Annotated in this window: 23 protein-coding genes; 12 read left to right on the forward strand and 11 right to left on the reverse strand. The window is 65.2% G+C overall.

Annotated elements, in window-relative coordinates; genetic code table 11:
• Positions 1 to 31: 31 nt before the first annotated feature.
• Entirely contained in the window at positions 32 to 592 is a 561-nt protein-coding gene (locus tag AC3WMU_RS02100) for a fimbrial protein (protein ID WP_006225428.1), read from the reverse strand.
• A gap of 378 nt (positions 593 to 970) precedes the next feature.
• Between AC3WMU_RS02100 and AC3WMU_RS02105 the strand changes: the two genes are divergently transcribed.
• Positions 971 to 1,606 carry a response regulator transcription factor gene (locus AC3WMU_RS02105; RefSeq protein ID WP_006225429.1) on the forward strand — a complete coding sequence of 212 codons (636 nt, stop codon included), beginning with the start codon at positions 971 to 973 and terminating at the stop codon, positions 1,604 to 1,606.
• Positions 1,607 to 1,639: 33 nt separating this feature from the next.
• Here AC3WMU_RS02105 and hpaI read toward each other — a convergent pair whose 3' ends face one another.
• From hpaI to AC3WMU_RS02125, 4 genes are read right to left on the reverse strand one after another with little or no spacing between them, the layout of a single operon-like run.
• The gene (gene hpaI / locus AC3WMU_RS02110) at positions 1,640 to 2,440 is read right to left on the reverse strand and encodes a 4-hydroxy-2-oxoheptanedioate aldolase (RefSeq protein WP_492281723.1); all 801 of its coding nucleotides are present in this window, start codon (positions 2,438 to 2,440) and stop codon (positions 1,640 to 1,642) included.
• A 15-nt stretch (positions 2,441 to 2,455) separates the two neighbouring features.
• Positions 2,456 to 3,259, reverse strand: a complete 804-nt coding sequence (gene hpaH / locus AC3WMU_RS02115; RefSeq protein ID WP_492281724.1) for a 2-oxo-hept-4-ene-1,7-dioate hydratase — start codon at positions 3,257 to 3,259, stop codon at positions 2,456 to 2,458.
• 16 nt (positions 3,260 to 3,275) lie between these two features.
• Positions 3,276 to 4,025, reverse strand: a complete 750-nt coding sequence (locus tag AC3WMU_RS02120; RefSeq protein WP_006225433.1) for a fumarylacetoacetate hydrolase family protein — start codon at positions 4,023 to 4,025, stop codon at positions 3,276 to 3,278.
• A gap of 9 nt (positions 4,026 to 4,034) precedes the next feature.
• Positions 4,035 to 5,087, reverse strand: a complete 1,053-nt coding sequence (locus AC3WMU_RS02125) for a fumarylacetoacetate hydrolase family protein (RefSeq protein ID WP_492281725.1) — start codon at positions 5,085 to 5,087, stop codon at positions 4,035 to 4,037.
• A gap of 199 nt (positions 5,088 to 5,286) precedes the next feature.
• Here AC3WMU_RS02125 and hpaE point away from each other — a divergent pair, with 199 nt between their 5' ends.
• Positions 5,287 to 6,753, forward strand: coding sequence for a 5-carboxymethyl-2-hydroxymuconate semialdehyde dehydrogenase (gene hpaE, locus AC3WMU_RS02130; RefSeq protein WP_492281726.1), 1,467 nt, complete (start codon positions 5,287 to 5,289; stop codon positions 6,751 to 6,753).
• 26 nt (positions 6,754 to 6,779) lie between these two features.
• Positions 6,780 to 7,631 (forward strand): 3,4-dihydroxyphenylacetate 2,3-dioxygenase, encoded by an 852-nt coding sequence (hpaD, locus tag AC3WMU_RS02135; RefSeq protein ID WP_492281727.1) that lies wholly within the window; start codon positions 6,780 to 6,782, stop codon positions 7,629 to 7,631.
• Between the two features lies 1 nt (position 7,632).
• Here hpaD and hpaR read toward each other — a convergent pair whose 3' ends face one another.
• Both hpaR and AC3WMU_RS02145 read right to left on the reverse strand, forming a co-directional pair.
• The gene (gene hpaR, locus AC3WMU_RS02140) at positions 7,633 to 8,079 is read right to left on the reverse strand and encodes a homoprotocatechuate degradation operon regulator HpaR (protein ID WP_006225437.1); all 447 of its coding nucleotides are present in this window, start codon (positions 8,077 to 8,079) and stop codon (positions 7,633 to 7,635) included.
• A 118-nt stretch (positions 8,080 to 8,197) separates the two neighbouring features.
• Entirely contained in the window at positions 8,198 to 8,836 is a 639-nt protein-coding gene (locus tag AC3WMU_RS02145; protein ID WP_424624964.1) for a hypothetical protein, read from the reverse strand.
• A 428-nt stretch (positions 8,837 to 9,264) separates the two neighbouring features.
• Here AC3WMU_RS02145 and radA point away from each other — a divergent pair, with 428 nt between their 5' ends.
• The 3 genes from radA to AC3WMU_RS02160 all read left to right on the forward strand — a co-directional run bounded on the left by radA (position 9,265) and on the right by AC3WMU_RS02160 (position 11,905).
• Positions 9,265 to 10,626, forward strand: a complete 1,362-nt coding sequence (radA, locus tag AC3WMU_RS02150; protein ID WP_088589994.1) for a DNA repair protein RadA — start codon at positions 9,265 to 9,267, stop codon at positions 10,624 to 10,626.
• Between the two features lie 94 nt (positions 10,627 to 10,720).
• The gene (locus AC3WMU_RS02155) at positions 10,721 to 11,500 is read left to right on the forward strand and encodes a sulfite exporter TauE/SafE family protein (protein WP_424624965.1); all 780 of its coding nucleotides are present in this window, start codon (positions 10,721 to 10,723) and stop codon (positions 11,498 to 11,500) included.
• 165 nt (positions 11,501 to 11,665) lie between these two features.
• Entirely contained in the window at positions 11,666 to 11,905 is a 240-nt protein-coding gene (locus tag AC3WMU_RS02160) for a hypothetical protein (RefSeq protein ID WP_006225441.1), read from the forward strand.
• A gap of 164 nt (positions 11,906 to 12,069) precedes the next feature.
• On the opposite strand, the gene AC3WMU_RS02165 is transcribed toward AC3WMU_RS02160, so the two are convergent.
• The 3 genes from AC3WMU_RS02165 to AC3WMU_RS02175 all read right to left on the reverse strand — a co-directional run bounded on the left by AC3WMU_RS02165 (position 12,070) and on the right by AC3WMU_RS02175 (position 15,174).
• Positions 12,070 to 13,026, reverse strand: a complete 957-nt coding sequence (locus tag AC3WMU_RS02165) for a 2-hydroxyacid dehydrogenase (RefSeq protein WP_006225442.1) — start codon at positions 13,024 to 13,026, stop codon at positions 12,070 to 12,072.
• Between the two features lie 103 nt (positions 13,027 to 13,129).
• Positions 13,130 to 14,098 (reverse strand): Bug family tripartite tricarboxylate transporter substrate binding protein, encoded by a 969-nt coding sequence (locus AC3WMU_RS02170; RefSeq protein WP_492281728.1) that lies wholly within the window; start codon positions 14,096 to 14,098, stop codon positions 13,130 to 13,132.
• Between the two features lie 74 nt (positions 14,099 to 14,172).
• A complete protein-coding gene (locus AC3WMU_RS02175) occupies positions 14,173 to 15,174 on the reverse strand; it encodes a Bug family tripartite tricarboxylate transporter substrate binding protein (RefSeq protein ID WP_492281729.1) in 1,002 nt (333 codons plus the stop codon).
• A gap of 220 nt (positions 15,175 to 15,394) precedes the next feature.
• Here AC3WMU_RS02175 and AC3WMU_RS02180 point away from each other — a divergent pair, with 220 nt between their 5' ends.
• The 5 genes from AC3WMU_RS02180 (at position 15,395) to garL (ending at position 20,317) form a co-directional block, all read left to right on the forward strand.
• Positions 15,395 to 16,324 carry a dihydrodipicolinate synthase family protein gene (locus AC3WMU_RS02180; RefSeq protein WP_006225445.1) on the forward strand — a complete coding sequence of 310 codons (930 nt, stop codon included), beginning with the start codon at positions 15,395 to 15,397 and terminating at the stop codon, positions 16,322 to 16,324.
• 52 nt (positions 16,325 to 16,376) lie between these two features.
• The gene (locus AC3WMU_RS02185) at positions 16,377 to 17,201 is read left to right on the forward strand and encodes a FadR/GntR family transcriptional regulator (protein WP_492281730.1); all 825 of its coding nucleotides are present in this window, start codon (positions 16,377 to 16,379) and stop codon (positions 17,199 to 17,201) included.
• A gap of 25 nt (positions 17,202 to 17,226) precedes the next feature.
• On the forward strand, positions 17,227 to 18,348 hold the full coding sequence (locus tag AC3WMU_RS02190; protein WP_492281731.1) for an Ldh family oxidoreductase: 1,122 nt from the start codon (positions 17,227 to 17,229) through the stop codon (positions 18,346 to 18,348).
• Positions 18,349 to 18,440: 92 nt separating this feature from the next.
• The gene (locus AC3WMU_RS02195) at positions 18,441 to 19,442 is read left to right on the forward strand and encodes a Bug family tripartite tricarboxylate transporter substrate binding protein (protein ID WP_280028710.1); all 1,002 of its coding nucleotides are present in this window, start codon (positions 18,441 to 18,443) and stop codon (positions 19,440 to 19,442) included.
• Between the two features lie 107 nt (positions 19,443 to 19,549).
• Positions 19,550 to 20,317: a 2-dehydro-3-deoxyglucarate aldolase gene (gene garL / locus AC3WMU_RS02200; RefSeq protein WP_035213403.1), complete on the forward strand. Its 768-nt coding sequence runs from the start codon at positions 19,550 to 19,552 to the stop codon at positions 20,315 to 20,317.
• A gap of 66 nt (positions 20,318 to 20,383) precedes the next feature.
• On the opposite strand, the gene lysA is transcribed toward garL, so the two are convergent.
• Entirely contained in the window at positions 20,384 to 21,616 is a 1,233-nt protein-coding gene (lysA, locus tag AC3WMU_RS02205; RefSeq protein ID WP_492281732.1) for a diaminopimelate decarboxylase, read from the reverse strand.
• Positions 21,617 to 21,729: 113 nt separating this feature from the next.
• Between lysA and AC3WMU_RS02210 the strand changes: the two genes are divergently transcribed.
• Complete coding sequence (locus AC3WMU_RS02210) at positions 21,730 to 22,656, forward strand: LysR family transcriptional regulator (protein ID WP_492281733.1); 927 nt, start codon at positions 21,730 to 21,732, stop codon at positions 22,654 to 22,656.
• The last annotated feature ends 109 nt before the right edge of the window (positions 22,657 to 22,765 follow it).

The raw sequence follows: 22,765 nt of genomic DNA on the forward strand, positions 1-22,765 counted from the left end.
TGGCGCAGCTCCAGGTTCTGCGGCTTGCGGGTTACTTGTAGGTCAGCGTGAAGTTCACCGCGGCGTGGAATTCGCCCGGAACGAGGGTGGCATCCTTCTTGCCTTGCTGGCCGTCATCTTCCTGCTCGCCTTGCAGGAAAGCCTGGAATTCCATCGAAGGCGTGGCAGTGGAGATCTTCGTGGCGGACGATTCGTGGCCCATCTTGATCAATTCGCCGCGGCCATCAGCGATGCCCAGGCTGGCGCCCCGTGCTGCGCCCTGGATGGCGACCAGACCGTCATAGGCGTCGGACGGCGTGCTGGTCTGGAACGTTGCGGTGACGCTCTTTTTGGCGTCTGTCAGGTCGCAACCGAGCAGGTTGATTTTGAACGACTTGGGCGTGGACTTTTTGCCGCCCTTGAGTTCGGCGCTGGCAATTTGGTCCATCCGGACGGTTTGATTGACGGAGTCGCTGGCGATCGAGCAAGGCGCTTCGACGATCGAGCCTTCGAAACGAATTTCACCGTTGGGTTTGTCTGCGGCGAAGGCGGCGGTGCAAGCCGTGCCGAATGCAATCGATGCGATCAGGCGGGCCAACTGATTTTTTTTCATCACAATGTCCTTGGATAGTAGTTGCAGCTTTCGAGCCGGGTGTTCCGAGTCCACCGCCCCGGGGAGCCACAAAGGGCGGCGAGCGTTTGTTGGAATCACCTCGTGTTGAAGCTGAAAGCAGTGTAGGAATTGGGAAGTTCGTGAGAAATAGGATGCGTAGCAGCGTTATGTAGGAAATTTCCTAAGCGGCTCGCTGCATGTCGAGTCATGACCGGAAACGGAAACATTGAGATAATCCGGCCCCATTTGCGGCCGGCCATACGGCTTGCGCCGTCTTCTTTGCACTAAAATTCCCCGTCCTCAGATGCACCGCTGCGTGCGACGCGTTCGGTTTTGCCGATTGCCGGAGGTTTCTTCTTGAGATAGGCCCATCCCGACATGAACACAGTCTTAATCGTTGACGACCATCCGGTGCTACGCCTTGCCGTGCGCATGCTGTTGGAGACGAACGGCTTTCGGGTCGTTGGCGAGGTCGGCAATGGCATTGATGCTGTACAGATGTTCCGGGATCAGTCGCCTGATGTGGTGATCCTGGACATCGGCATTCCGAAGCTGGATGGCCTGAGCGTGATCGCCCGGATGCGCGGCATCGATCCGCGTAGCCATATCCTGGTGCTCACCTCGCTGTCCTCCGAAGCGTTTTGCCATCGGTGCATGCAGGCGGGCGCCAAGGGGTTTGTCTGCAAAGACGAAGATCTGAACAAACTGGTCAGCGCGATCAAGGCCGTGATGGCGGGGTACAGCGTGTTCCCGTCAACGGCGGTAGCCCCGGAGCACGGGCAGTTGTCCGAGGGGGCGATGATCAAGAGCTTGTCGGACCGCGAGATGACCGTGCTGCAATATCTTGCGCAGGGGCGGTCGAACAAGGAGATCGGCGATTTGCTGTTGCTTAGCAACAAGACAGTCAGCACCTACAAGACGCGCTTGCAGCAAAAGCTGGGCATGACGTCGGTGCTGGAACTTGCCGATTTCGCGAAGCGCAATGCGCTTCTGGGGGATGGCGAAGGCGCCTGAGGCGGGGCTCAGGCGCCAGGAAGACACGCGGGCTTAATAGGGGCCCGTGCCGGTTTGCACCGGTTTTGCGTCCTTGAATTCACCCGCCAGCTTTTCGGCCGCGCGGGCCAACAGCACGGCGTCCACGCCCACGGCCACGAAGGTCGCGCCCAGTGCCAGGTAATGCTTGGCCTGCGCCACGCCGCTGTGCAGGATGCCGGCGGCTTTGCCGGAGCGCACGATACGGGTGATGGCCTCGTCGATTGTCTTCAGGACCTCGGGGTGTTCCGGCTGGCCCAGATAACCCATGCCGGCCGACAAGTCGGCCGGGCCGATGAAGGCGCCGTCCACGCCGTCTACCGCCAGGATCTTGTCCAGCGCGTCAATGCCGGCCGGCGTTTCGATCTGCACCAGCACGCACATCTGGTCGTTGGCGCGTTCCAGATAGTTGGGGATACGGTTCCAGCGCGATGACCGCGCCAGCGCGCTGCCCACCCCGCGGATGCCGGCGGGCGGGTAGCGCACCGCAGCTACAGCCGCTGCGGCTTCCTCGGCGGACTGGATCATCGGAACAAGCAGGGTCTGCGCGCCCGTGTCGAGGATCTGCTTGATCTGCACCGAGTCGTTCCAGGCCGGGCGCACGACCGGCGCCACCGGGTAGGCGGCCACCGATTGCAGCTGCGACAGCGTCGTCTGCAAGGTGTTGGGGGCGTGTTCGCCGTCGATCAACAGCCAGTCGAAACCGGCGCCGGCGACGATCTCGGAGGTATAGGCGCTGGCCAGGCCGGCCCACAGGCCGATCTGGGGTTTACGGTCGCGCAAGGCTTGCTTGAAGGTGTTGGTGAGGATGTCCATGGACTGCATGCCGTGTTAAATGAAATGACAGTTGACGGAACCCAGCACGCCGTAATCGACACTGAACGTGTCGCCGGGCCGGGCGGCTACCGGCCGGGTGAACGACCCCGACAGGATGATCTCTCCGGCCGCCAGCGCGACGTCGTGGGCGGCCAGTTTGTTAGCCAGCCATACTACGCCATTGGCGGGGTGATTCAAGACGCCGGCGGCCACGCCGGTTTCCTCAATGACGGCGTTGCGCGAGAGGATGGCGCCGATCCAGCGCAGGTCCATGTCGCCGATCTTCACGGGCCGTCCGCCAATGACGACGCCTGCGTTGGCGGCGTTGTCGGCGATGGTGTCGAACACCTTGCGCGGGCGCTTGGTGTCGGGGTCGATGCCGTGCGAACGCGCGTCGATGATCTCCAGCGCGGGAATCACGTAGTCGACGGCGTCATACACCTGGAACAGCGTCACGTTCGGCCCTTCGAGGCGCTTGCCCAGCACGAAGGCCAGTTCGACTTCCAGGCGGGGCAGGATGAATCGGTCGGCGGGGATATTGCTGCCGTCCTCGAAGAACATGTCATCCAGCAGCATGCCGAAATCGGGCTCGTCGATCTGGGACGCCTGCTGCATGGCGCGTGAGGTCAGGCCGATCTTGTGGCCGCGTTTGACGCGGCCTTCAGCCAGCTTGATGTCCATCCACGCGCGCTGGATGGCGTAGGCGTCGGCAATGCTGATGCCGGGATGTTCCAGGGAGATCTGGCGGATCTGCGTACGGGTGCGTTCAGCGTCGTGCAGGCGCGCGGCAATGGCGCGCACGGTTTGGGTGTCTAGCATCGGGTGTCCGAAGGGATCAGGAAGGGAAGGGAGCCAGCGTGTTGACGAGTCGTCCAACGCCGTCGATTTCGGTCACGACCTCGTCGCCGGGCATGACGTTGACGATGCCGTCGGGGGTGCCCGTCAAGATCAGGTCGCCGGGCGACAGGGTCATGAAGCCGCTGAAGTATTCGATCAACGCGGGCACGTCGAACACCATGTCGCGCGTGTTGCCGCGCTGGGTCTCGACGCCGTTGACGGTGGTGCGCAGGTTCAGGTTCATGGGGTCGGGGACGTCGTCGCGGTCGACCAGCCAAGGGCCTAGCGGTGTGCAGGTGTCGCGGCTTTTGACGCGCAGGTTGGGGCGGTACCAATTCTCCAGGTAGTCGCGCAGCGCGTAGTCGTTGGCCACCGTATAGCCGGCCACATAGTCATAGGCCTCGCCCCGCGTGACGCCGCGGGCCGTCTTGCCGATGACCACCGCCAGCTCGCATTCATAGTGCATGTAGGCGACGTCGGCGGGGCGCAGGGTTCGCGCGCGGTGCCCGACGAAGGTGTTGGCGGCCTTCAGGAAGCCCAGCGGTTCCTCCGGCGCTTTGAAGGCCAGTTCCTTGGCATGGTCCGCATAGTTGATGGCCAGCGTGAACGTCGTGCGGGGTTCGAGGGGGGGCAGCCAGGACACGGCTTCTTCGGCCAGGACGCGGCCGTCGGCCAGACGGAGCTGGCCCGGACCCGCCTCGGTCGCCGCGTGGATGGCACCTTCGTAAACAATGCGTGCGTGTTTCATGGCGAATCCTCAGGCGGTGGCGGCGGTCAGCCGGTTGCCCAGCGTGCCGACGTGCAAGATGCGGATGTCGTAGCGCTGCCCGGCCCTGACGCGCGGGGCGTCGTAAGGGGCGCCGACCAGCAGCATGTCGCCGGCGTCAAAGCTCATGAATTGCGTGACGTCGGCGATCAGCCGCGCCACCGGTCGGACCAGATCGGCGGTGCTGGCGCGCTGCGCCAGGACACCGTCCACATGGACTTCGATTTCCAGCGTGTCGGGGTCGGGCACGGATGCCGCCGGCGCAAGATCGCGGCCGATGGGGCAGAAGCCGTCGCGGCATTTCTGCTTGAGGGCAGGCCGGAAGTAGCTGGCGTGCGGGACGGAAAGGTCGGCCACGACGCGATAGCCCGCCACGTAGGCCAACGCTTCCGCCTCGCTTACCTGGGTGGCGCGGCGCGAGAACACCACGCCCAGGCAGGCGCCCACTTCGACCTCGTCGACGTCGGCCGGTAGCGTGATGACGTCGCCGTCTTGCGCATACGTATTGGCGGGCTTGATGTAGAGCACCGGCGCTTGGGGCGCGGCCTTGTACGGCGGGGCGTCCATGGTGTCCCCCAACGCCTGCAACGCCTGGCGCGTGTTCAGCGCGGCGCCCACTACCGTGCGGGGCGGGGCCGCCAATGCGGCGGCGGCTTCGGCGGCGCGTGCGGCCAGGTAATCGCGGTAGTTGTTCACCTTGTAGTTCAGCACGGGGTCGGCCTCTTCGATCTGCATCGAGATGCCCAGCGGGCGGGCGGCCATGAGCGGCGCTAACGCGGCGGACAAAGCCTGGAACACGCGTTCGCCCAGCGCGGTCTTCTGCGTGTCACTACGTCCGTGCCCGATGCGCAGCACCACGTGGACAAAGGCGTTGTCCGGATGGCCATCAACAATCAGGCAGTCGTCCACGCGCAGCGCTCGCGTCCGGGCACCCGCCAGCGGGAACAGCGTGCCGTCGCCCACGGCGGCATCCTGCACCGTGCGCATCAGCGTGCGCGTGTCCAGGTCCAGGTTGCCCGAGTACTCAATCCAGATGTGGGGCATGTTGTCTCGCTCACCATATCGTTATCATGTTAAGTATCATAGTGAAAAAGGCCAGGGCCGGCAACGCCCGGAACGTGGCTGGGCAGGCAGGTCGGATCGGGATTTCCCGGCGTTGACAGCGCCCGGCCGCCGGCATAATGTTAACGTGTTAATTAAAAACACGGGCGAGATTGAGCCGCCCAATGCAGGAGGAGCGCACGTGAGCATCAAACATTGGATCAATGGCCGGCAGGTCGACAGCGCAGACCGCTTCGTCACCTATAACCCGGCCACCGGCGATGCCATTGACGAGGTCGCCGCGGGCGGCCAGGCCGAGATCGATGCCGCCGTGTCCGCCGCGGCGGACGCTTTCCCCAAATGGGCGAACACGCCCGCCAAGGAACGTGCCCGCCTGATGCGCCGCCTGGGCGAACTGATCGACCAGAACGTGCCGATGCTGGCCGACCTCGAGACGCGCGATACCGGTCTGCCGATCTCGCAGACGCGCAAGCAACTGATTCCGCGCGCTTCCGAGAACTTCACATTCTTCGCGGAAGTCTGCACGCGGATGAACGGCCACACGTACCCGGTGGACGATCAGATGCTGAATTACACGCTGTACCAGCCGGTCGGCGTGTGCGCACTGGTGTCGCCCTGGAACGTGCCGTTCATGACCGCCACCTGGAAGACGGCGCCGTGCCTGGCGCTGGGCAATACCGCCGTGCTGAAGATGTCGGAACTGTCGCCATTGACGGCAGACCAGTTGGGCAGCATGGCGCTGGAGGCTGGCATCCCGGCGGGCGTGCTGAACGTGGTGCAGGGTTACGGCGCTACAGCAGGCGACGCGCTGGTACGGCACCCCGGCGTGCGCGCGATCTCGTTCACGGGCGGCACCGTCACGGGCAAGAAGATCCTGGCTGGCGCCGGCGGCATCAAGAAGTACTCGATGGAACTGGGCGGCAAGTCGCCCGTCCTGATCTTCGACGATGCCGACGTGGAGCGTGCGCTGGATGCCGCCCTGTTCACCATTTTTTCGTTGAATGGCGAACGTTGCACCGCGGGCTCGCGCATCTTCGTGCAGCAAAGCATCTACGACGACTTCGTGCGCAAGTTCGCGGCGCGCGCCGAACGGCTGGTGGTTGGCGACCCGGGCGACGAGGCCACGCATGTGGGCGCGATGATCACGCGACAGCACTGGGAAAAGGTGACAGGCTACATTGATCTGGCCGAACGGGAAGGCGCCCGCATCCTGGCGGGCGGCGCAGGCAAGCCAGCCGGTTTGCCCGCGCACCTGGCGCATGGAAATTTCGTGCGTCCGACCGTGCTGGCCGAGGTCGACAACCGCATGCGTTGCGCGCAGGAAGAGATCTTCGGCCCGGTCGCCTGCCTGATCCCGTTCAAGGACGAGGCGGAGGGCCTGGCGCTGGCGAACGACGTGAAGTACGGGCTGGCGTCCTATATCTGGACGAGCGACATCGGTCGCGCGCACCGTCTGGCGCGCAGTATCGAAGCAGGCATGGTGTTCATCAACAGCCAGAACGTACGCGACTTGCGCCAGCCGTTCGGGGGCACGAAGGAATCGGGCACGGGGCGGGAAGGCGGCGAATACAGCTATGAGGTGTTCGCCGAAATCAAGAACGTGTGCGTGTCGCTGGGCGGCCACCACATCCCCAAATGGGGCGTTTAAGCCTCGGGAATCAGGAGACAACCATCATGGGTAAGCTCGCGCTGGCGGCCAAGGTGACGCATGTGCCGTCGATGTATCTGTCGGAACTTCCCGGCAAGCACCACGGTTGCCGCGAGGCCGCCATTGAAGGGCATCGCATCATCGGCCAGCGTTGCCGCGACCTGGATGTGGACACGATCGTGGTGCTGGACGTGCATTGGCTGGTCAATGCAGGCTATCACGTGAACGCCAACGGGCGTTTCAAGGGACGCTATACCAGCAACGAGCTGCCGCATTTCATCAAGGACATGGATTACGCCTACCGCGGCAATCCCGAACTGGGGCGGCGCATCGCCGAATGCGCCAATGAGGCGGGCGTGGGCACGCGTTCGCACGAGATCGACAGCCTGGAGCTGGAATACGGCACATTGGTGCCGATGCGGTACATGAATGGCGACGGCCGCTTCAACGTAGTGTCGGTGGCTGCCTGGTGCGCATGGCATGCGCTGGACGAAAGCCGTCGATTCGGCGCGGCGCTGCGCCAGGCCATCGAGGCCAGCGACAGCCGCGTCGCCGTGCTGGCCAGCGGATCGCTGTCGCATCGCTTCAACGACAACGGCAGCCCTGAGGCGGCCATGCACCAGATCAGCCGCGAGTTCCATCGTCAGGTCGACTTGCGGGTGGTCGAGCTATGGCGCCAGGGGGATTGGAAGACGTTCTGCGCGATGCTGCCCGACTACGCCGAGCATTGCGTCGGCGAAGGCGGCATGCATGACACGGCCATGCTGCTGGGGCTATTGGGGGGGGACAGTTACGACAAGCCGGTGGAGATCGTCACCGATTACTTCACCAGTTCCGGCACGGGGCAGATCAACGCGATCTTCCCGGTGCCGGCCTGAGTCACGCTTCGTCGGCGTCGCGCTTGATCAGGTCGACCATGGCGTCGACGTCGCGGTACAGGCGGTCCAGCAATTCCTTGCCGATCTTGCTTTCGATCTCTTGGTACTTCGCATCCACCTGCGGGCGCATGCGGTCGATGAGCTTATTGCTTTTGGGGGTCAAAGATATTTCCTGGCGCCGCTGGTCGGCGCTGGAGCGCACGCGCTTGATCAGGCCTTGTTCTTCCATGCCGGCCAGCATGCGGGTCAGGCTGGGGCTGAGGATCTGGCAACTGCGGGCGATCTGATTGGGTTCCATCGAGCCGACTTCGCTCAGGGTACGCAGCACCCGCCATTGTTGTTCGGTGACGCCCGCCGCATGCAGCACGGGACGGAAATGCGCCATCAGGGTTTCGCGCGCGTAAAGCAGCAGATGGGGAAGATTGCGGTGGTGGAAGCTCGGACTCATGGCGGCTATGTTAGCAAGAAGCCATCCATTTTTTGACCAAATATTTGCGTGCGTCTTGCGCGCCACACCGCCATCGGCGCCGCTTGGGGCGGGGCCGATGTCGGGGACGGGTCGGGGCTCAGGCCGGGTTTTGCTGAGCCAGTTCCTGCAGGTCGTCCGGCAGGGTCAGGTCCGGCGCACCTTGCTGCAATTCACGCAGTGCCGCGACGGCTTCGTCCTGCTGGTCGTCCTGGACCAACGCGCGGATGTGAGCCACGCGGGCCTCGACGTCCTGCTCGCTGAACGCCACGACTTCCGTGGCCGTGGCGTCGCCTTGCTGCGCCGTTTCGGCAGCAGCGGTTTCCGGGGCCGCGGGGGCCGCCTGAGGTTGGCTTGCGGCCGTGTCGGCCGGGGATGCCACCACGCGCTGGGTGGTGAGGGGTGCAGCTTGCTTGCCGGTCAGGGCTTCGGCCAGCGCAGCAGGGGCCGGCGCCGGTGAGCGTTCGGCACTGGTGCCGACTTCGTGGGGAGCCGTCAGTTGCGCGGTCACGTCCTGCATGTCGGCGCTTTCGCGCATGTCGGTCCAGGCGAATAGCCCGGCCACCATGGCGGCGCAAGCGGCCGCGGCCCAGCCGGGATGCCAGCTGTGGCCAGGGTGCCAGGTACGGCGCACCGCCGCGTCAAGTTCGGGACTGGTCCCGGGTCTGGGCTTACGGTACAGGGCGCGCAGATCCCGTTCATCGTCTTCATCGAAAGGGGGGCGATAGGTAATGCTCATGCGCGTACTCCTCGCGCCTACGCCCGGTGGCTGGACGTATCCGCGTTTGACCTTTGCTGGGCGCCGCGCCGGTGGTCCGGCGGTCTCGTCGTGGCTAGGGTCTTGTTCCGGTTTATGCGGCCTAGGCAAAGACCGCAGGGCGATTGCGCCGCGATTCCCGTTGCTGCGCCCGAGTAGGGCGTTGGGCGCCGGGTATGCCGTCCTGACGGGACGGTTCGACAATGCGCTGCACCCGTTGATTATGCGCGATTTGTGGAATTCCGGCAGGGAATTTCTTCTATTTGCATGATGTAACTTGAGACTGTCCCTGTTAGTGAAAGCGAAATGACAGATTCACGCACCGGGACGGCGCAAAGGGCTCGGCAAGAGGGGCGTTTTGATGTGCGGCCCGCGCGCTGGAACGACAGGTTGCCGGTACACTTTCGCGCATGGCCAAATCCCGAACTGTATACGTGTGCGCCGACTGCGGCGGCACCACCCCGAAGTGGCAGGGCAAATGCCCGCATTGCAACGCCTGGAACACGCTGGAAGAAACCGTGGAATCGTCGTCGCCTGCTGCGTCGGCGCACCGCTACGCGCCGCTGGCCTCGGCCAGCCCCGTGCGCAGCCTCTCTGAAATCGAAGCCCGCGAAACGCCGCGCCAGCCCACCGGGCTGGACGAATTCGATCGCGTGCTGGGCGGCGGCCTGGTGGCTGGCGCTGTGGTACTGATCGGCGGCGATCCGGGCATCGGTAAGTCCACGCTGCTGCTGCAGGCGTTGGCGTCGATGTCGCAGACGACAAGCGTCCTTTATGTCACGGGCGAGGAGTCCGCCGAACAGGTGGCGTTGCGCGCCCGCCGGCTGGACTTGCAGACGGGCAACGTCAACCTGCTGGCCGAGATCCGGCTGGAGGCCATCCAGGCTGCCGTGTCCGAGCAGAAGCCGACGGTCGCCGTGATCGATTCGATCCAGACCCTGTACAGCGGCGAACTCAGCGCGGCGCCGGGTTCGGTGTCGCAGGTGCGCGAATGCGCGGCCCAACTGACGCGGCTGGCCAAACAGACGGGCATCGCTATCGTCATGATCGGCCACGTCACCAAGGACGGTGCGCTGGCGGGCCCGCGCGTGCTGGAGCACATCGTGGACACGGTGCTGTATTTCGAGGGCGACACGCATTCGTCGTTCCGGCTGGTGCGGGCGTTCAAGAACCGCTTCGGCGCGGTCAACGAACTGGGCGTGTTCGCGATGACCGATCGCGGCCTGCGCGGCGTGGCCAATCCCTCGGCGCTGTTCCTGTCGCAGCACGAGCAGCAGGTCGCGGGTTCTTGCGTGATGGCCACGCAAGAGGGCACGCGGCCGCTGCTGGTCGAGATCCAGGCGCTGGTCGACAGTTCCCACGCGCCCAATCCGCGCCGGCTGACGGTCGGCCTGGAGGGCAACCGCCTGGCCATGCTGCTGGCGGTACTGCACCGGCATGCCGGCGTCACGACCTTCGACCAGGACGTGTTCGTCAATGCGGTGGGCGGCGTGCGCATTACCGAACCGGCGGCCGACTTGCCGGTGCTGTTGGCCATCATGTCGTCGCTGCGCGACAAGCCGCTGCCGCGCGGCCTGATCGCGTTCGGTGAAGTGGGCCTGGCGGGCGAAATCCGGCCTGCGCCGCGTGGCCAGGAGCGTTTGCGCGAAGCGGCCAAGCTGGGCTTTTCCATTGCGTTGATCCCCAAGGCTAACGCGCCCCGCCAGCCCATCGAAGGGCTGGAGATCTGGGCGGTGGACCGGTTGGACGCCGCGCTGGACAAGTTGCGTTGATGCCTTGGGCCGGCGGGTGCCGGACCGGGGCCTGTTGAACTTCCCTTTAGTGAATCGCCCATCCTGGACAAGGCCGGGTCTGCTGGAGCAAGACGTGAGTCTGTTTGTTATCGCCGCGTGCCTGGCCGCGGGTGGCCTGATCGGTTTCATGGGCGGCGTGCTGGGCATCGGGGGCGGACTCATCGCCATTCCCGCGCTGGTGCTGCTGATGGGAATGTCGCAGCAACTGGCGCAAGGCACGGCGCTGATCATGGTGTTGCCCGCCATCACGATGGCCGTGCGCAAGTACAACCAGCAAACCCGCATCGACAAGCGCGTGGCCGCCGCAGGGGCGGCAGGCGCCGTGGTCTTCACGTGGGTGGGCGCGCGGCTGGCCCTGGGCATCGACTCCAGCATCCTGCGCCAGAGCTTTGCGGTGTTCCTGTTTTTCATCGCCTTGTTCTACGTCTGGCAGACTTGGCGCGCCGCACGCCCCGCAACCCGGCGTCCGCGGGCCGACAAGGGCCCGGCGCCCACCTTTACCCCGCGCCGCGCCATTGCGCTGGGTATCCTGTGCGGGACGTTGGGCGGCTTCTTCGGCGTGGGCGGCGCGGTGTTGGCCGTGCCGATCATCACGTCGGTTTTCCGTTTGCCGCAAACCACCGCACAGGCCTTGGCGTTGAGCATGGTGATCCCCGGTTCGACCATCGCACTGATCACGTACGCATGGGCGGGCCAGGCGGATTGGATGGTCGGCTTGCCGCTGGCCATCGGCAGCCTGCTCTTCGTGCCTGTCGGCGTGAAGCTTGCGTACCGGCTTCCTGAACGCAAGCTGAGAATCTGCTTTGCACTGATGCTGTTCGCCACGGTCGGGCTGCTGGCATTCGAGGCGTGAGTGCGGCGCTTGCGGTGCGTATTAGCAAACGTTAGCGTCCGAAATTTTGTGGTTCCGCGGTGAACCTTCTGCAGGGCCTGCCTTCAAACGGAGTACGGGGTAAGCGGCGATGTTGCCGCCCCGTGTCGGAAAGGGCTTCGGCCCTTACATTCAGGAGTTCATGAAATGACGACTCACTCCCGTATCGCTGCGTTCTTGTCCACCTCGGCGTTATGCCTCGGTCTTGCTGCTGCGCCTTCGGCGTTCGCGGCAGGCGCCGACGCTTCTGCCAAGGCGGGCGAAACCAAGACCCAGGCGCAGCACAAGCATCACAAGTCTGACAAGACGTCCGCCAAACCGGCGGCCGCCAAATCGGGCACAGCATCGAAGATGGACCATTCCGGCGCCACGACGCCGGCGAAGTAAGCAGGGGGCTGTAAAGCCCGAAAGTAGTTCCTTTGCACGAAGACTGCCGATCCCGCGGGACCGGAAAGTCGAAAGCCTCTCGGTATGGGCACCGAGAGGCTTTTTTGTTGCTGGGTGGCGTGGAGGTCTTTGTCGCTTCTGCGCCGACGTGGCGCAGGGTGCGTTTATTCCACCGGCGTGATCACGCGGCCGGTGTCGAAATAGGCCTGCAGGTTCTCCAGCATCAGGTTCTCCATGGCCAGGCGCGTCTCCAGCGTGGCGCTGCCGATGTGCGGCAGGACAACGGCGTTGTCGCTCTTGGTCAGGGCTTCCGGCACCTTGGGTTCGTGTTCGAACACATCCAGCGCGGCGCAGCCCAGCTTGCCGGCTTCCAACGCGGCGACCAGCGCGGTTTCATCAATGACCGGGCCGCGCGCGATGTTGACGATGATGCCCTTGGGGCCCAGCGCTTCCAGGACCGGCTGGTTGACCAGATGGCGCGTGCTGGGGCCACCCACGGTGGCTACGATCAGGAAGTCGGCCCATTTGGCCAGGTCTACCAGTGAGGCCTCGTAGCCGTAGTCGATGTCATCGCGTTTGCGGCGGTTGTGATAGCGCACCTCCATGTCGAACCCGGTGCCGCGCTTGGCGATGGCCTCGCCGATCCGGCCCAGGCCCACGATGCCCAGCTTCTTGCCGCTGACGCGCAGGCCCAGCGGTATGCTGCCATGCACCTGGCCCCATTGGCCGGCGCGCACGAACCGTTCACCCTGGCCCATGCGGCGGGCGCCAGCGATCAAGAGGCCCCAGGCCAGGTCGGCCACGCAATCCGTCAGCACGTCGGGCGTATTGCTGACCTGCACGCCGCGCTTATGCGCCGCCTCGACGTCGATGGTCTCGTAGCCCACGCCCCAGCTGCAGATCGCCTTCAGGTCGGGTAGCGCGTTGATGAGTTCGGCATTGGCGCCGAAGTTGGCTGACGTGACGACCGCGGTGATGCCCTTGCCGTGTTCGGCCAGTGCGGCCTTGCGGTCGGGGAATTTCCACAGCTCTACCACGTCGTACCGGTCGGCTAGGTTCTTGTTGGCGGAGGGGGAGCCGGCCAGCGAGCCGACCTGGATGATGCGATGCTTAGTGGTCATGTTGTCGTACGGGTGGGTGGCGAAAACGGTCATGCTACTTGATTCAGCCTTGAAATCGGCTGAGGGGATGCCCGCGTGCATCCCCTGGTGCGTGCCCCGCCGGCTATTCCAGCTGGATGTTGGCCTTCTGGATAACGTCCTTCCACCGCTTGACCTCGCCTTGCTGGAACGCGGTGAACTGCTGCGGCGTATTGGCCACAACTTCAAAGCCCAGGCCTTGCAGCGTCTGTTCGGTCTTCGGGTCGCGCAATGCGGTCTGCAGGGCCTTGGACAATTGCTGCACCACCGCGGGCGGCGTTCCCTTGGGCACGGCGAAGCCTTGCCACGAATACACCACCATGTCCTTGATGCCGGCCTCGGTCAGCGTGGGCACGTCGGGCAGTTCGGGCGTGCGCGCATCGCCCGTGATGGCCAGGGCCTTCAGCTTGCCTGCCTTGATATGGTTCTGCACGGCGCCCAGGTTCTGGAACGACACGTTGACCTGGCCGCCGATCAGGTCCGCGATCGCGGCTCCGCCGCCCTTGTAGGGCACGTCCACGCCCGTGCTGTCCGTACGCTGGCGAAACAGCACGGCGGACAGGTGGTCCGAAGAGCCCGTGCCCGACGACGCGTAGGAGACGCTGCCGGGGTGCTTCTTCGCATAGTCGACCAGTTCGGCGACGCTGCCGGCGGGAAAGGAGGTGGCGGCGACCAGCACGTTGGGATTGCGCACGGCCTGGGTCAGGTATTCGAAGTCCTTGCTGGGGTTGTACGAGAGGTTTTTGTAGAGCGCTTCATTGATGGCGAAGGTGCCGATCGAGCCGACCATCATGGTGTAGCCGTCAGGCGTGCTGCGTGCCAGGGCCTGCGCGCCGATGGCGCTGTTGGCGCCGGGCTTGTTCTCGACCACGAAGGTCTGTCCCAGCAGCTTCGATAGCGCGGGGGTGACGGAGCGCGCGGTGATGTCGGACGAGCCGCCCGGCACGAAGGGCACGATCATGGTGACGGGTTTTTCGGGGTAGCCGGCGGCTTGGACCGCCGGCCCGCCAAGCATGGCGGCGCCCGCCGCGAAAGCGCAGATCAGTTTGTTCATGTTGTCTCCTGGTTCGCGTGATGATGAGAAGCCCGCCGCTCACGCGTTGCGTGCGGGCCTGGATCTGCGTCAGGTCAGTCGACCCTGGCGCCGGATGTTTTCACGACTTCTGCCCACTTCACGGTCTCTTGCGCCATGAACTGCTTGAACTGCGCCGGCGTGTTGCCCGTGGGCGTGGCGCCCTGGGCCTGCAATTGCGCGCGCACGGGCTCTTGCTGCAACGCGGCCGCCACGTCGCGCTGGATCTTGTCGACGATGGCGGGCGGTGTGCCGGCGGGGGCCAGCAGCCCGAACCAACTGGATGCGTCGTATCCCTTTACGCCCGCTTCGGCCAGCGTCGGCACGTCCGGCAAGGCGGGCGAGCGCGCGGCCGTGGTGACTGCCAGCGGCCGCAGCTTGCCGCCCTTGATGTAGCCCATGGAAGAGGGCAGGTTGTCGAAGATCAGGTCGGCGGAGCCGCCCATCACATCGGTCAGCGCGGGGCTGCTGCCTTTGTAGGGTACGTGCGTCATGCGGGTGCCCGTCATGCTCTGGAACAGTTCGCCCGACAGGTGCGTGGAGGTGCCGTTGCCGGTGGACGCCATGTTGACGGTGTCCGGATTGGCCTTCAGGTATTTGATCAGGTCGGCCACCGTGCGGATGCCGTGCTTGTCGGCGAACTTGGGATTCAGTTCAAGTATGTTCGGCACCGGGATCACCAGCGTGACGGGCACGAAATCCTTGACCGGGTCGTAGGGCAGCTTGGCGTAGACGGACTGGTTGATCGCATGCGTGCTGACGGTGCCCATCAGCAGCGTGTAGCCGTCCGCGGCGGCGCGCGCGGCTTCGGCCGAACCGACGTTGCCGCCCGCGCCTGCCTTGTTGTCCACCACGACCGACTTGTTCCAACTCTTGCCCAGTTCGGCCGCCACGACGCGCGCGGCGATGTCCGCCGTGCCGCCTGCGGGGAAGGGGACGATGATCTTGACATCGCGTTCCGGATAGTCGGCCAGGGCGGGTGCCGCAGGCAGCAGGAAGGCGGTAGCCGTCAACAGGGCGGCGGTGAGCAACCGGCGGCGCAGGGGGGCTGCTTGCATGGAACGTGTCTCCTTGGTGTGCGCGTGGCCGCGCATCGTTTGTGGGAATTCCGCCCCTGGCATGGCCCGAGGCGGCAAGCCGCAAGGCGCATGCGGCACCCTGCGTTTTGTTGCCGTTCTACTTGTCAAACAAATATAGGTATTGAGGTTATGCTTGTCAACCAAGTATACTTTTTTCACCTTACTCATCTGACAACTGGATCAGCCAGGAGCCCCGTCCATGAAAACTTCCCCGGTGTCCGCCCAGGACTTGCAGCGTTCGGTCATTGCCGTGCCGCCGTTGGCCCGCCACGACGATCTTTCCCTGAACGAAGCCGCCAACAAGGCGCTGCTGGGTCACCTGGAAGCCGGTGGCGTGCGCAACGTGATGTACGGCGGCAACGCCAACTTCTACAACGTGGCCGTCAGCGAATACGCGCGCATCGTGGACATGCTGGCCGGGCTGGCGGGGTCCGATACGTGGATCCTGCCGTCGGTCGGGCCCGACTACGGCAAGATGATGGACCAGGCGGCAATCCTGCGTTCGCGCCCGTTCCCCACGGCGATGCTGCTGCCCATGTCGTTTCCGTACACGGACGCCGGGCTGGCCGATGGCGTGCGGCGCTTTACCGATGCGCTGGGAAAACCTGCCGTGGTCTACATCAAGTCGGCTGACTACCTGGCCCCGGCCACCGCTGCGCGCCTGATCGAGGAAGGCCGCATCGTCGCGTTCAAGTACGCCGTGGTGCGCGACAACCCGGCAAAGGATCCGTACCTGTCGTCCTTGCTGCAAGCCGTGGATGCGCGCTGGATCGTCAGCGGCATCGGCGAACGCCCGGCCATCGTCCACTACCGCGATTTCGGCCTGAAGAGCTTCACGTCGGGTTCGGTCTGCGTGGCTCCGCGCGGCTCGATGCGCTTGCTGCACTTGCTGCAGGAAGGCCGCTACGACGAGGCCGAAGCGGTGCGCGAACATTACCTGGGCCTGGAAGACTGCCGCGACGGCATCAGCCCGATCCGCGTGCTGCACGACGCCGTGACCTTGTCGGGCGTGGCGGACATGGGGCCGATGCTCCCGCTGTTGACCGGCATCTCCGACGCCGAGCGCGAACGCGTGGCGCCTGTCGCGCGCGCGCTGGCCGCCTGGGACAAGGAAGCCGTGGCGGCCTGACCGTGAACGCGGCGGCTGCGCACCTCCCGTCGCACCGCCTGTTGGCGGTACGATGGGCGCTGTTCCCGTAAAGGTGAACAGGCCTAAGCATCCAGGAGGTTTCGTGGCCCGATCCAAAGCATCAACTTCATCCGAGCCGCAGGCGCCCGTCGAGTCCGACGCGTCGGGTTCGCCCCTGCTCGAACGCGGGCACCGGGTGCGGCTGGCGGATCAGGTCTACGGGCAGATTTTCGAGCAGATCGTGTCCGGCGGACTGAACGTGGGCGACAAGCTGCCCTCCGAAAACGAGATCTCGGAACGCTTCGGCGTATCGCGCCCGGTCGTGCGCGAGGCCCTGTTGCGCTTGCGCGCCGATGGCCTGATCACGGCGCATCAGGGCTTGGGCACGTTTGTCAGCCATCAGCCCGCGCCCCGCCTGAAGACCTTCAACGACGTGCAGAACGTCAGCGCCTATCTGCGCGCGCAAGAGGTGCGCGTGGCATTGGAAGGCGACGCGGCCCGCCTGGCTGCATTGCGCCGCACGGACGAACAGTTGAAGAAGATCGCCGACGCCCACGCGGCGTTCGCCGACAGCCTGACGCACGGCCAGGTGTCGCCCGAGGCCGATCTGGCGTTTCACGCCAGCATCGCCGAAGCCAGCGGCAACGACTTCTATCTGGGGGTGCTGGAAAGCATCCACGAATCCATCAACGGCTTCATGCGGCTGACCTTGAGCCTGACGCGCACCGGTTCCCGGCAACGCGCGCAACGCGTCGTGGACGAACACGCGACCATCCTGGACGCCATCCGCGAACAGGACAGCGAGCGCGCCCGCGTGGCCATGCAGTTCCATCTGGGGCAGGCGCGCCACCGGCTGGTTGACCGCGAGCGCGACTGACATCAACGACCAACGGAGACAATGAGTGCAAGGCAATGGAGCAATAGCGAAGAACGTGCCGGTCGAGCAGGTCCGCGAACAGATCCTGCAGGTGCTGCAAGCCTGGGGCATGGACGAAGATCTGGCGCACACCACGGCCGGCCTCATGGCGCAGACGGATCTGTTGGGCATCGATTCGCATGGCATTTCGATGCTGCCGTCTTACGAGGAAAAGTGGCGCGCGGGTTCCTTGAAGCTGGACGCCCGCGCGCGGGTCGTACGCGACGGCGGGGCCAGCGCCTTGATCGACGGCATGGGCGGCCTGGGTTACCCGGTGGCCTCACAGGCCATGCACCTGGCGGTCGACAAGGCGCTTACGCATGGTGTGGGCGCGGTGTCGGTCTGCAATTCGCATCACTTCGGCGCGGCCGGCGTGTATGCGCGCATCGCGGTGCAGCGCGGCGTGGTCGGCCTGGTCACCAGCAGCGCCAACGGCATCATCATGGTGCCCACGCGTGGCGCCATGCCCATGCTGGGCACCAACCCCATCGCGTTCGGCGCGCCTGCGGCCCACAACGAACCCTTCGTGCTGGACATGGCGACCACCACAGTCGCCGCCAACAAGGTCAAGGTCTACGACTTTCTGGACAAGCCGCTGCCGCCGGGCTGGGCGGTCGACGGGCAGGGCGGGGCGGTCACCGACGCCGACGCCGCAATGCAGTTCATCTTCAAGCGCCCCGAGGGCGGCCTGACGCCGCTGGGCGGCACGTCGGCCATGAGCAGCCACAAGGGCTACGGCCTGGCGATGATGGCGCAGATCCTGGGCGGCACGCTCAGCGGCAGCGCCTTTGCCGCTCGGCGTGCGCCCACCCGCCGTCCGGGCGAACCGGACGACGTGGGGCATTTCTTCCTGGCCTTGAATCCCGACGCGTTCCGCGCCGCAGGGTCGTTTGAATCCGATATGGATGACATGATCGACGCGTTGCACGACACGCCGCCCGCCCAGCCGGACGAGCCCGTGCTGGTGGCAGGCGAGCCCGAGGCGGCGGAACGCGAGCGCCGGCTGCGCCAGGGCATTCCGATATCGGCCGCGCTGGCCGATCGGTTGCGTGGTATCTGCGAGCGCGCCGGCACGCCGTATGTGCTGGAGGACATTTGCATCGGCTGATGCGGCCGTAACGCATCAAACAATAGGCCCAGACGATAGGCTCAGACCCGGACACCGGGCGATATACCTACAACAACCATGAGGAGACAACCATGCAACAGAACAAACCCGTGGCGCACAGACGCCTTGCCATCCTGGCCGCGGCGTCGGCCGGCTTGCTGACCCTGCTGCCGGCGGCAGCGATGGCGCAGGCTGGCGCCTGGCCTGCCAAGCCCGTCAAGCTGGTCGTGCCGTTCCCGGCCGGCGGCAGCACGGATTCCGTGGGCCGCTTGCTGGCGGCCGAGCTGTCCAAGGAGTTGGGCCAAAGCGTCATCGTCGAAAACAAGGGTGGCGCCAATGGCAACATCGGCTCCGACGTGGTGGCCAAGGCCGAGCCGGACGGCTACACCTTGCTGCTGTCCGGCGTGGGATCGAACGCCATCAGCTACGCCGTCTACCAGAACATGCCCTACCGCAACAGCGACTTCGCGCATATCTCGCTGCTGGCGACGGGCCCCAACGTACTGGTCGCCAACATGGAGTTCCCCGGCAAGACGTTTGCGGACTTCATCCGGCTGGCGCGCGAGAACCCGGGCAAGTACACGCACGCCAGTTCGGGCAGCGGCTCGTCGGGCCACCTCGCCATGGAAATGTTGAAGCAGGATGCCAAGATCGACCTGGTGCATGTGCCGTACAAGGGCGGCGCGGCCGCCATTACCGACATGATCGGCGGACGGGTCTCGGTGATGTTCCTGAACCAGGACACGCTGCTGCCGCAAGTCACCTCCGGCAAGCTGCGCGCGCTGGCGGTGGCCAGCGCGAAGCGCAATCCCGCTTATCCCGATACGCCGACTGTGGCGGAATCGGGTTATCCAGGCTTTTCGGCGGAATCCTGGTTCGGGTTGTCGGCGCCGGCCAAGACGCCGCCCGCCGTGATCCAGCGTTTGAACCAGGCCACCGTCAAGGCGCTGGCTTCGCCTGAGATCCGGCAGAAGCTCGAGAGCGTGGGCTTTGTGGTGGTGGGCGACGATCCGAAGTCGTTCTCGGCGTTCGTCGACAACGAAATCACGAAGTGGGGCAAGGCCGCGAAGGCCTCCGGCGCCCGCATGGACTAGGGCCAGTGCAAGGCTTCATGTAGCGTTAACAGGCCCTGACTGTTGTACCGCCGGGCTGCGGCCCGGCACACTCCGTATTCTCTTTTCTGCAAAAAACGAAGGCGGCAATGAACTCACCCTTACCCAATCGTTTCCGGCAACGCATCCTGGCCCGTGAACGACTCATCGGATTCTGGATGTGCATGTCCAGCCACATCACGGCCGAGCTTGTCGGGCTGGCGGACTTCGACTGGCTGCTTCTGGACGGCGAGCATTCGCCCAATGAAGTGCCGATGTTCCTGCAGCAGCTGCAAGCCCTGCAGGGCAGCGCCAGCGCCGCGGTAGGGCGGCCGTCGTGGAACGATCCGGTGCAGATCAAGCGCCTGCTGGATATCGGGTTCTACAACCTGCTGATTCCGTTCATCGAATCCGAGGCCGACGCGCGGCTGGCCGTGGCCGCCACACGCTATCCGCCGCAAGGCATCCGCGGCGTTGCTGGCGCGCAGCGCAGCAACCGTTATGGCACGGTCCCCGACTATCTGCAGACCATCAACGACAACATCTGCGTGTTGCTGCAGATCGAAAGCCGTCCGGGCATCGATGCCGTTGATGAGATCGCGTCGGTCGAAGGGGTGGATGGCGTGTTCATCGGCCCGTCGGACCTGGCCGCGGCATTGGGTCATATCGGCAACCCGGGCCACCCCGAAGTGCAAGAGGCGATCCGTCACCTGCATCAGCGCGTCACCGCGCAGGGCAAGGCCGTGGGCATCCTGGCGCCGGTCCATGCAGACGCGCGCCGCTACCTGGACATGGGCATGCACTTCGTCGCGGTGGGCACGGACCTGGGAGTGTTCAAGCAGGCGACGTTCGCGCTGCGCGACGCCTTCCCGACCTGAAAAGGGCAGGGCTGCCCCGCCTTGGGGCGGCCCGGCGGCTGTTCTTCTGCAGATTGGGCTTTCCGCTTATTCCTCCAGCGCCAGCAATTCGCTGACGGTCTGACGGCGCCGGATCAGGCGGGTGTTGCCGTTGTCGAGCAGCACTTCCGGCGCGAGCGGCCGGCTGTTGTAGTTGGACGACATCGACGAGCCGTAGGCGCCCGCGTTGTGGAAGACCATGAAGTCGCCGATGCGCGGCTGCGGCAGCAGCTGGTCGGACATGACGCCGCCTTCATCCTGGGTGAACACATCGCCCGATTCGCACAGGGGGCCGGCGACCGCGATGCGCGTTTCGGGCACGCCCTGCGGGGCCGAGCCGTCGGGCGCATGCACCGAGATGCGGTGATAGCTGCCGTACATGGCCGGGCGCATCAGGTCATTGAAGCCTGCATCCACCAGCGCGAAATCGCGCTCGGGGCGGCGGTTGACCGAATGCACTTCCGACACCAGCACGCCGGCTTCGGCAACCAGGAAGCGGCCGGGTTCGATCTCCAGCCGGACCGGGTGGCCCAGGAATTGCTCGATGCGCTTGCGGGCCGCGTCCCACTGCTCGAAATAGTGGTCGCAATCGATGCGCGGTTCGCCGTCGCGATAGGGGATGGACAGGCCGCCGCCCGCCGAGATGGCTTCCAGGTCGTGGTCCAGCGAGCGCACCACGTCGACCATGGCGTCGCAGACGCTGGACAGGTGGCCGTAGTCGACGCCCGAGCCGATATGCATGTGGACGCCGACCAGCTTCAAGCCGTAGCGGCGCACGATCGACACGGCTTCGGCGACGTCATCGATCCAGATGCCGTGCTTGCTTTGCGGACCGCCGGTATTGGTCTTGTTGCTGTGGCCGTGGCCGAAACCGGGGTTGATGCGCAGCCAGACGCGGTGCCCGCGCGAGGCCTGGCCCACGCGCTCCAGCATGTCCAGCGAACCCGCGTTGACGGTGATGCCGTGGCGGAGCACGGTGGCCAGCGTGGCGTGGTCGATCAGGTCGGCGGTGAAGACCATGCCTTCCGGTTCACCTTTGGGGTCGAAGCCCGCGGCCAGGCTACGTTCGATCTCTCCCAGCGATACGGCGTCGACGACCGCGCCTTCCTCGCGCATCAGGCGCAGGATGTGCAGATTGGAGCAGGCTTTCTGCGCGTAGCGGATGGTGTCGAAGCGGCGCAGTTGTGCGATGCGTTCGCGGATGACGGCGGCGTCGTACACCCACAGCGGCGTGCCGTGCTGGGTGGCGAGTTGGGTGAGTTGGCGCGGATCGAATGCCATGGCGGGCGGACCTTGATTGGGAATTGAAACCAGGCGGCATGATGCCTGTTCAAAGGCATCCAGTAAAATGCTTATGTTTCCAAGGTCCATTCATTCTTGATATGAGGTAGCCCATGCTGACGCATCGGCATATCGAAGTGTTCCGGGCGGTGATGATTGCCGGCAGCGTGACTCGGGCGGCCGAGCTCCTTAGCTCGTCGCAGCCCACGGTCAGCCGCGAACTGGCGCGCATGGAGCACAGCATCGGTTTCGCGCTGTTCGAGCGCGTGCACGGGCGTCTGCGGCCCACCATGCCGGCGCTGGCGCTCTACGACGAGATCCGGCAGTCCTATGCAGGGCTGGAGCGCGTGGCCTCCGCCGCTGCCCGTTTGCGGGCCTTCCGGGGTGGCCAGTTGTCGGTGATCGCCTTGCCGGCGTTCTCGCATTCGATCCTGCCCGACGCGTTCCGGCGCTTTCATGATCTGCATCCCGGCGTCAGCCTGGCGCTCGAGGCGCAGGAGTCGCCGTTCCTGGAAGAATGGCTGACGGCGCAACGGTACGACTTGGGGTTGACTGAACACGACGCGGCGCCCGCCGGCACGCGTGTGCAGCTGTTATTGCAAGTGGACGAGGTGTGTGTGCTGCCCGACGGGCACGCGTTGCTGGCAAAGCCGGCGATCGATCTGCCTGATTTCGAAGGGCACGCCTTCGTCAGTCTGTCGTCCAGCGACCCTTACCGGATCCAGATCGACGAAGCCTTCGCCGAGGCGGGGGTGCTGCGGCGGTCCATCGTGGAGACGCCCACGGCGGTGTCCGTGTGCACGTTCGTGCGCCAGGGGCTGGGCCTGGCCATCGTGAACCCGCTGACGGCGCTGGATTTCGCGGGGCGCGGCCTGCACATCCGTCCGATGCGCCGCTCGTTCCCGTTTCGCGTCAACGTGGTGTTTCCCGAACATCGTCCGGCAAATCCGCTGGTGGACGCGTTCATGGCGTCGCTAGCCGCCGCGGCCGACGCCATCAAGCGCGAGTTGGCGTCACGCATGGCGCAGGGCGGGGCGTAGCAGGAATAGCGGCGCGCGTGGCGTTTCGAGCAGGCAACAAAAAAGGATGCCCTGGGGCATCCTTCTTCATTTGCCGTATTCATGACGCCCCAAAAAGCAGGGGCGGCAG

The organism is Achromobacter sp. FW305-C-13 (assembly GCF_058783475.1).

Excerpts from the sequence above, each read along its gene's own strand:
- AC3WMU_RS02100 (WP_006225428.1), bottom strand. The coding sequence starts at position 592 with ATGAAAAAAAATCAGTTGGCCCGCCTGATCGCATCGATTGCATTCGGC.
- AC3WMU_RS02105 (WP_006225429.1), top strand. The coding sequence starts at position 971 with ATGAACACAGTCTTAATCGTTGACGACCATCCGGTGCTACGCCTTGCC.
- hpaI (WP_492281723.1), bottom strand. The coding sequence starts at position 2,440 with ATGGACATCCTCACCAACACCTTCAAGCAAGCCTTGCGCGACCGTAAA.
- hpaH (WP_492281724.1), bottom strand. The coding sequence starts at position 3,259 with ATGCTAGACACCCAAACCGTGCGCGCCATTGCCGCGCGCCTGCACGAC.
- AC3WMU_RS02120 (WP_006225433.1), bottom strand. The coding sequence starts at position 4,025 with ATGAAACACGCACGCATTGTTTACGAAGGTGCCATCCACGCGGCGACC.
- AC3WMU_RS02125 (WP_492281725.1), bottom strand. The coding sequence starts at position 5,087 with ATGCCCCACATCTGGATTGAGTACTCGGGCAACCTGGACCTGGACACG.
- hpaD (WP_492281727.1), top strand. The coding sequence starts at position 6,780 with ATGGGTAAGCTCGCGCTGGCGGCCAAGGTGACGCATGTGCCGTCGATG.
- hpaR (WP_006225437.1), bottom strand. The coding sequence starts at position 8,079 with ATGAGTCCGAGCTTCCACCACCGCAATCTTCCCCATCTGCTGCTTTAC.
- AC3WMU_RS02145 (WP_424624964.1), bottom strand. The coding sequence starts at position 8,836 with ATGAGCATTACCTATCGCCCCCCTTTCGATGAAGACGATGAACGGGAT.
- radA (WP_088589994.1), top strand. The coding sequence starts at position 9,265 with ATGGCCAAATCCCGAACTGTATACGTGTGCGCCGACTGCGGCGGCACC.
- AC3WMU_RS02160 (WP_006225441.1), top strand. The coding sequence starts at position 11,666 with ATGACGACTCACTCCCGTATCGCTGCGTTCTTGTCCACCTCGGCGTTA.
- AC3WMU_RS02165 (WP_006225442.1), bottom strand. The coding sequence starts at position 13,026 with ATGACCACTAAGCATCGCATCATCCAGGTCGGCTCGCTGGCCGGCTCC.
- AC3WMU_RS02170 (WP_492281728.1), bottom strand. The coding sequence starts at position 14,098 with ATGAACAAACTGATCTGCGCTTTCGCGGCGGGCGCCGCCATGCTTGGC.
- AC3WMU_RS02175 (WP_492281729.1), bottom strand. The coding sequence starts at position 15,174 with ATGCAAGCAGCCCCCCTGCGCCGCCGGTTGCTCACCGCCGCCCTGTTG.
- AC3WMU_RS02180 (WP_006225445.1), top strand. The coding sequence starts at position 15,395 with ATGAAAACTTCCCCGGTGTCCGCCCAGGACTTGCAGCGTTCGGTCATT.
- AC3WMU_RS02185 (WP_492281730.1), top strand. The coding sequence starts at position 16,377 with ATGGGCGCTGTTCCCGTAAAGGTGAACAGGCCTAAGCATCCAGGAGGT.
- AC3WMU_RS02195 (WP_280028710.1), top strand. The coding sequence starts at position 18,441 with ATGCAACAGAACAAACCCGTGGCGCACAGACGCCTTGCCATCCTGGCC.
- garL (WP_035213403.1), top strand. The coding sequence starts at position 19,550 with ATGAACTCACCCTTACCCAATCGTTTCCGGCAACGCATCCTGGCCCGT.
- lysA (WP_492281732.1), bottom strand. The coding sequence starts at position 21,616 with ATGGCATTCGATCCGCGCCAACTCACCCAACTCGCCACCCAGCACGGC.
- AC3WMU_RS02210 (WP_492281733.1), top strand. The coding sequence starts at position 21,730 with ATGCTGACGCATCGGCATATCGAAGTGTTCCGGGCGGTGATGATTGCC.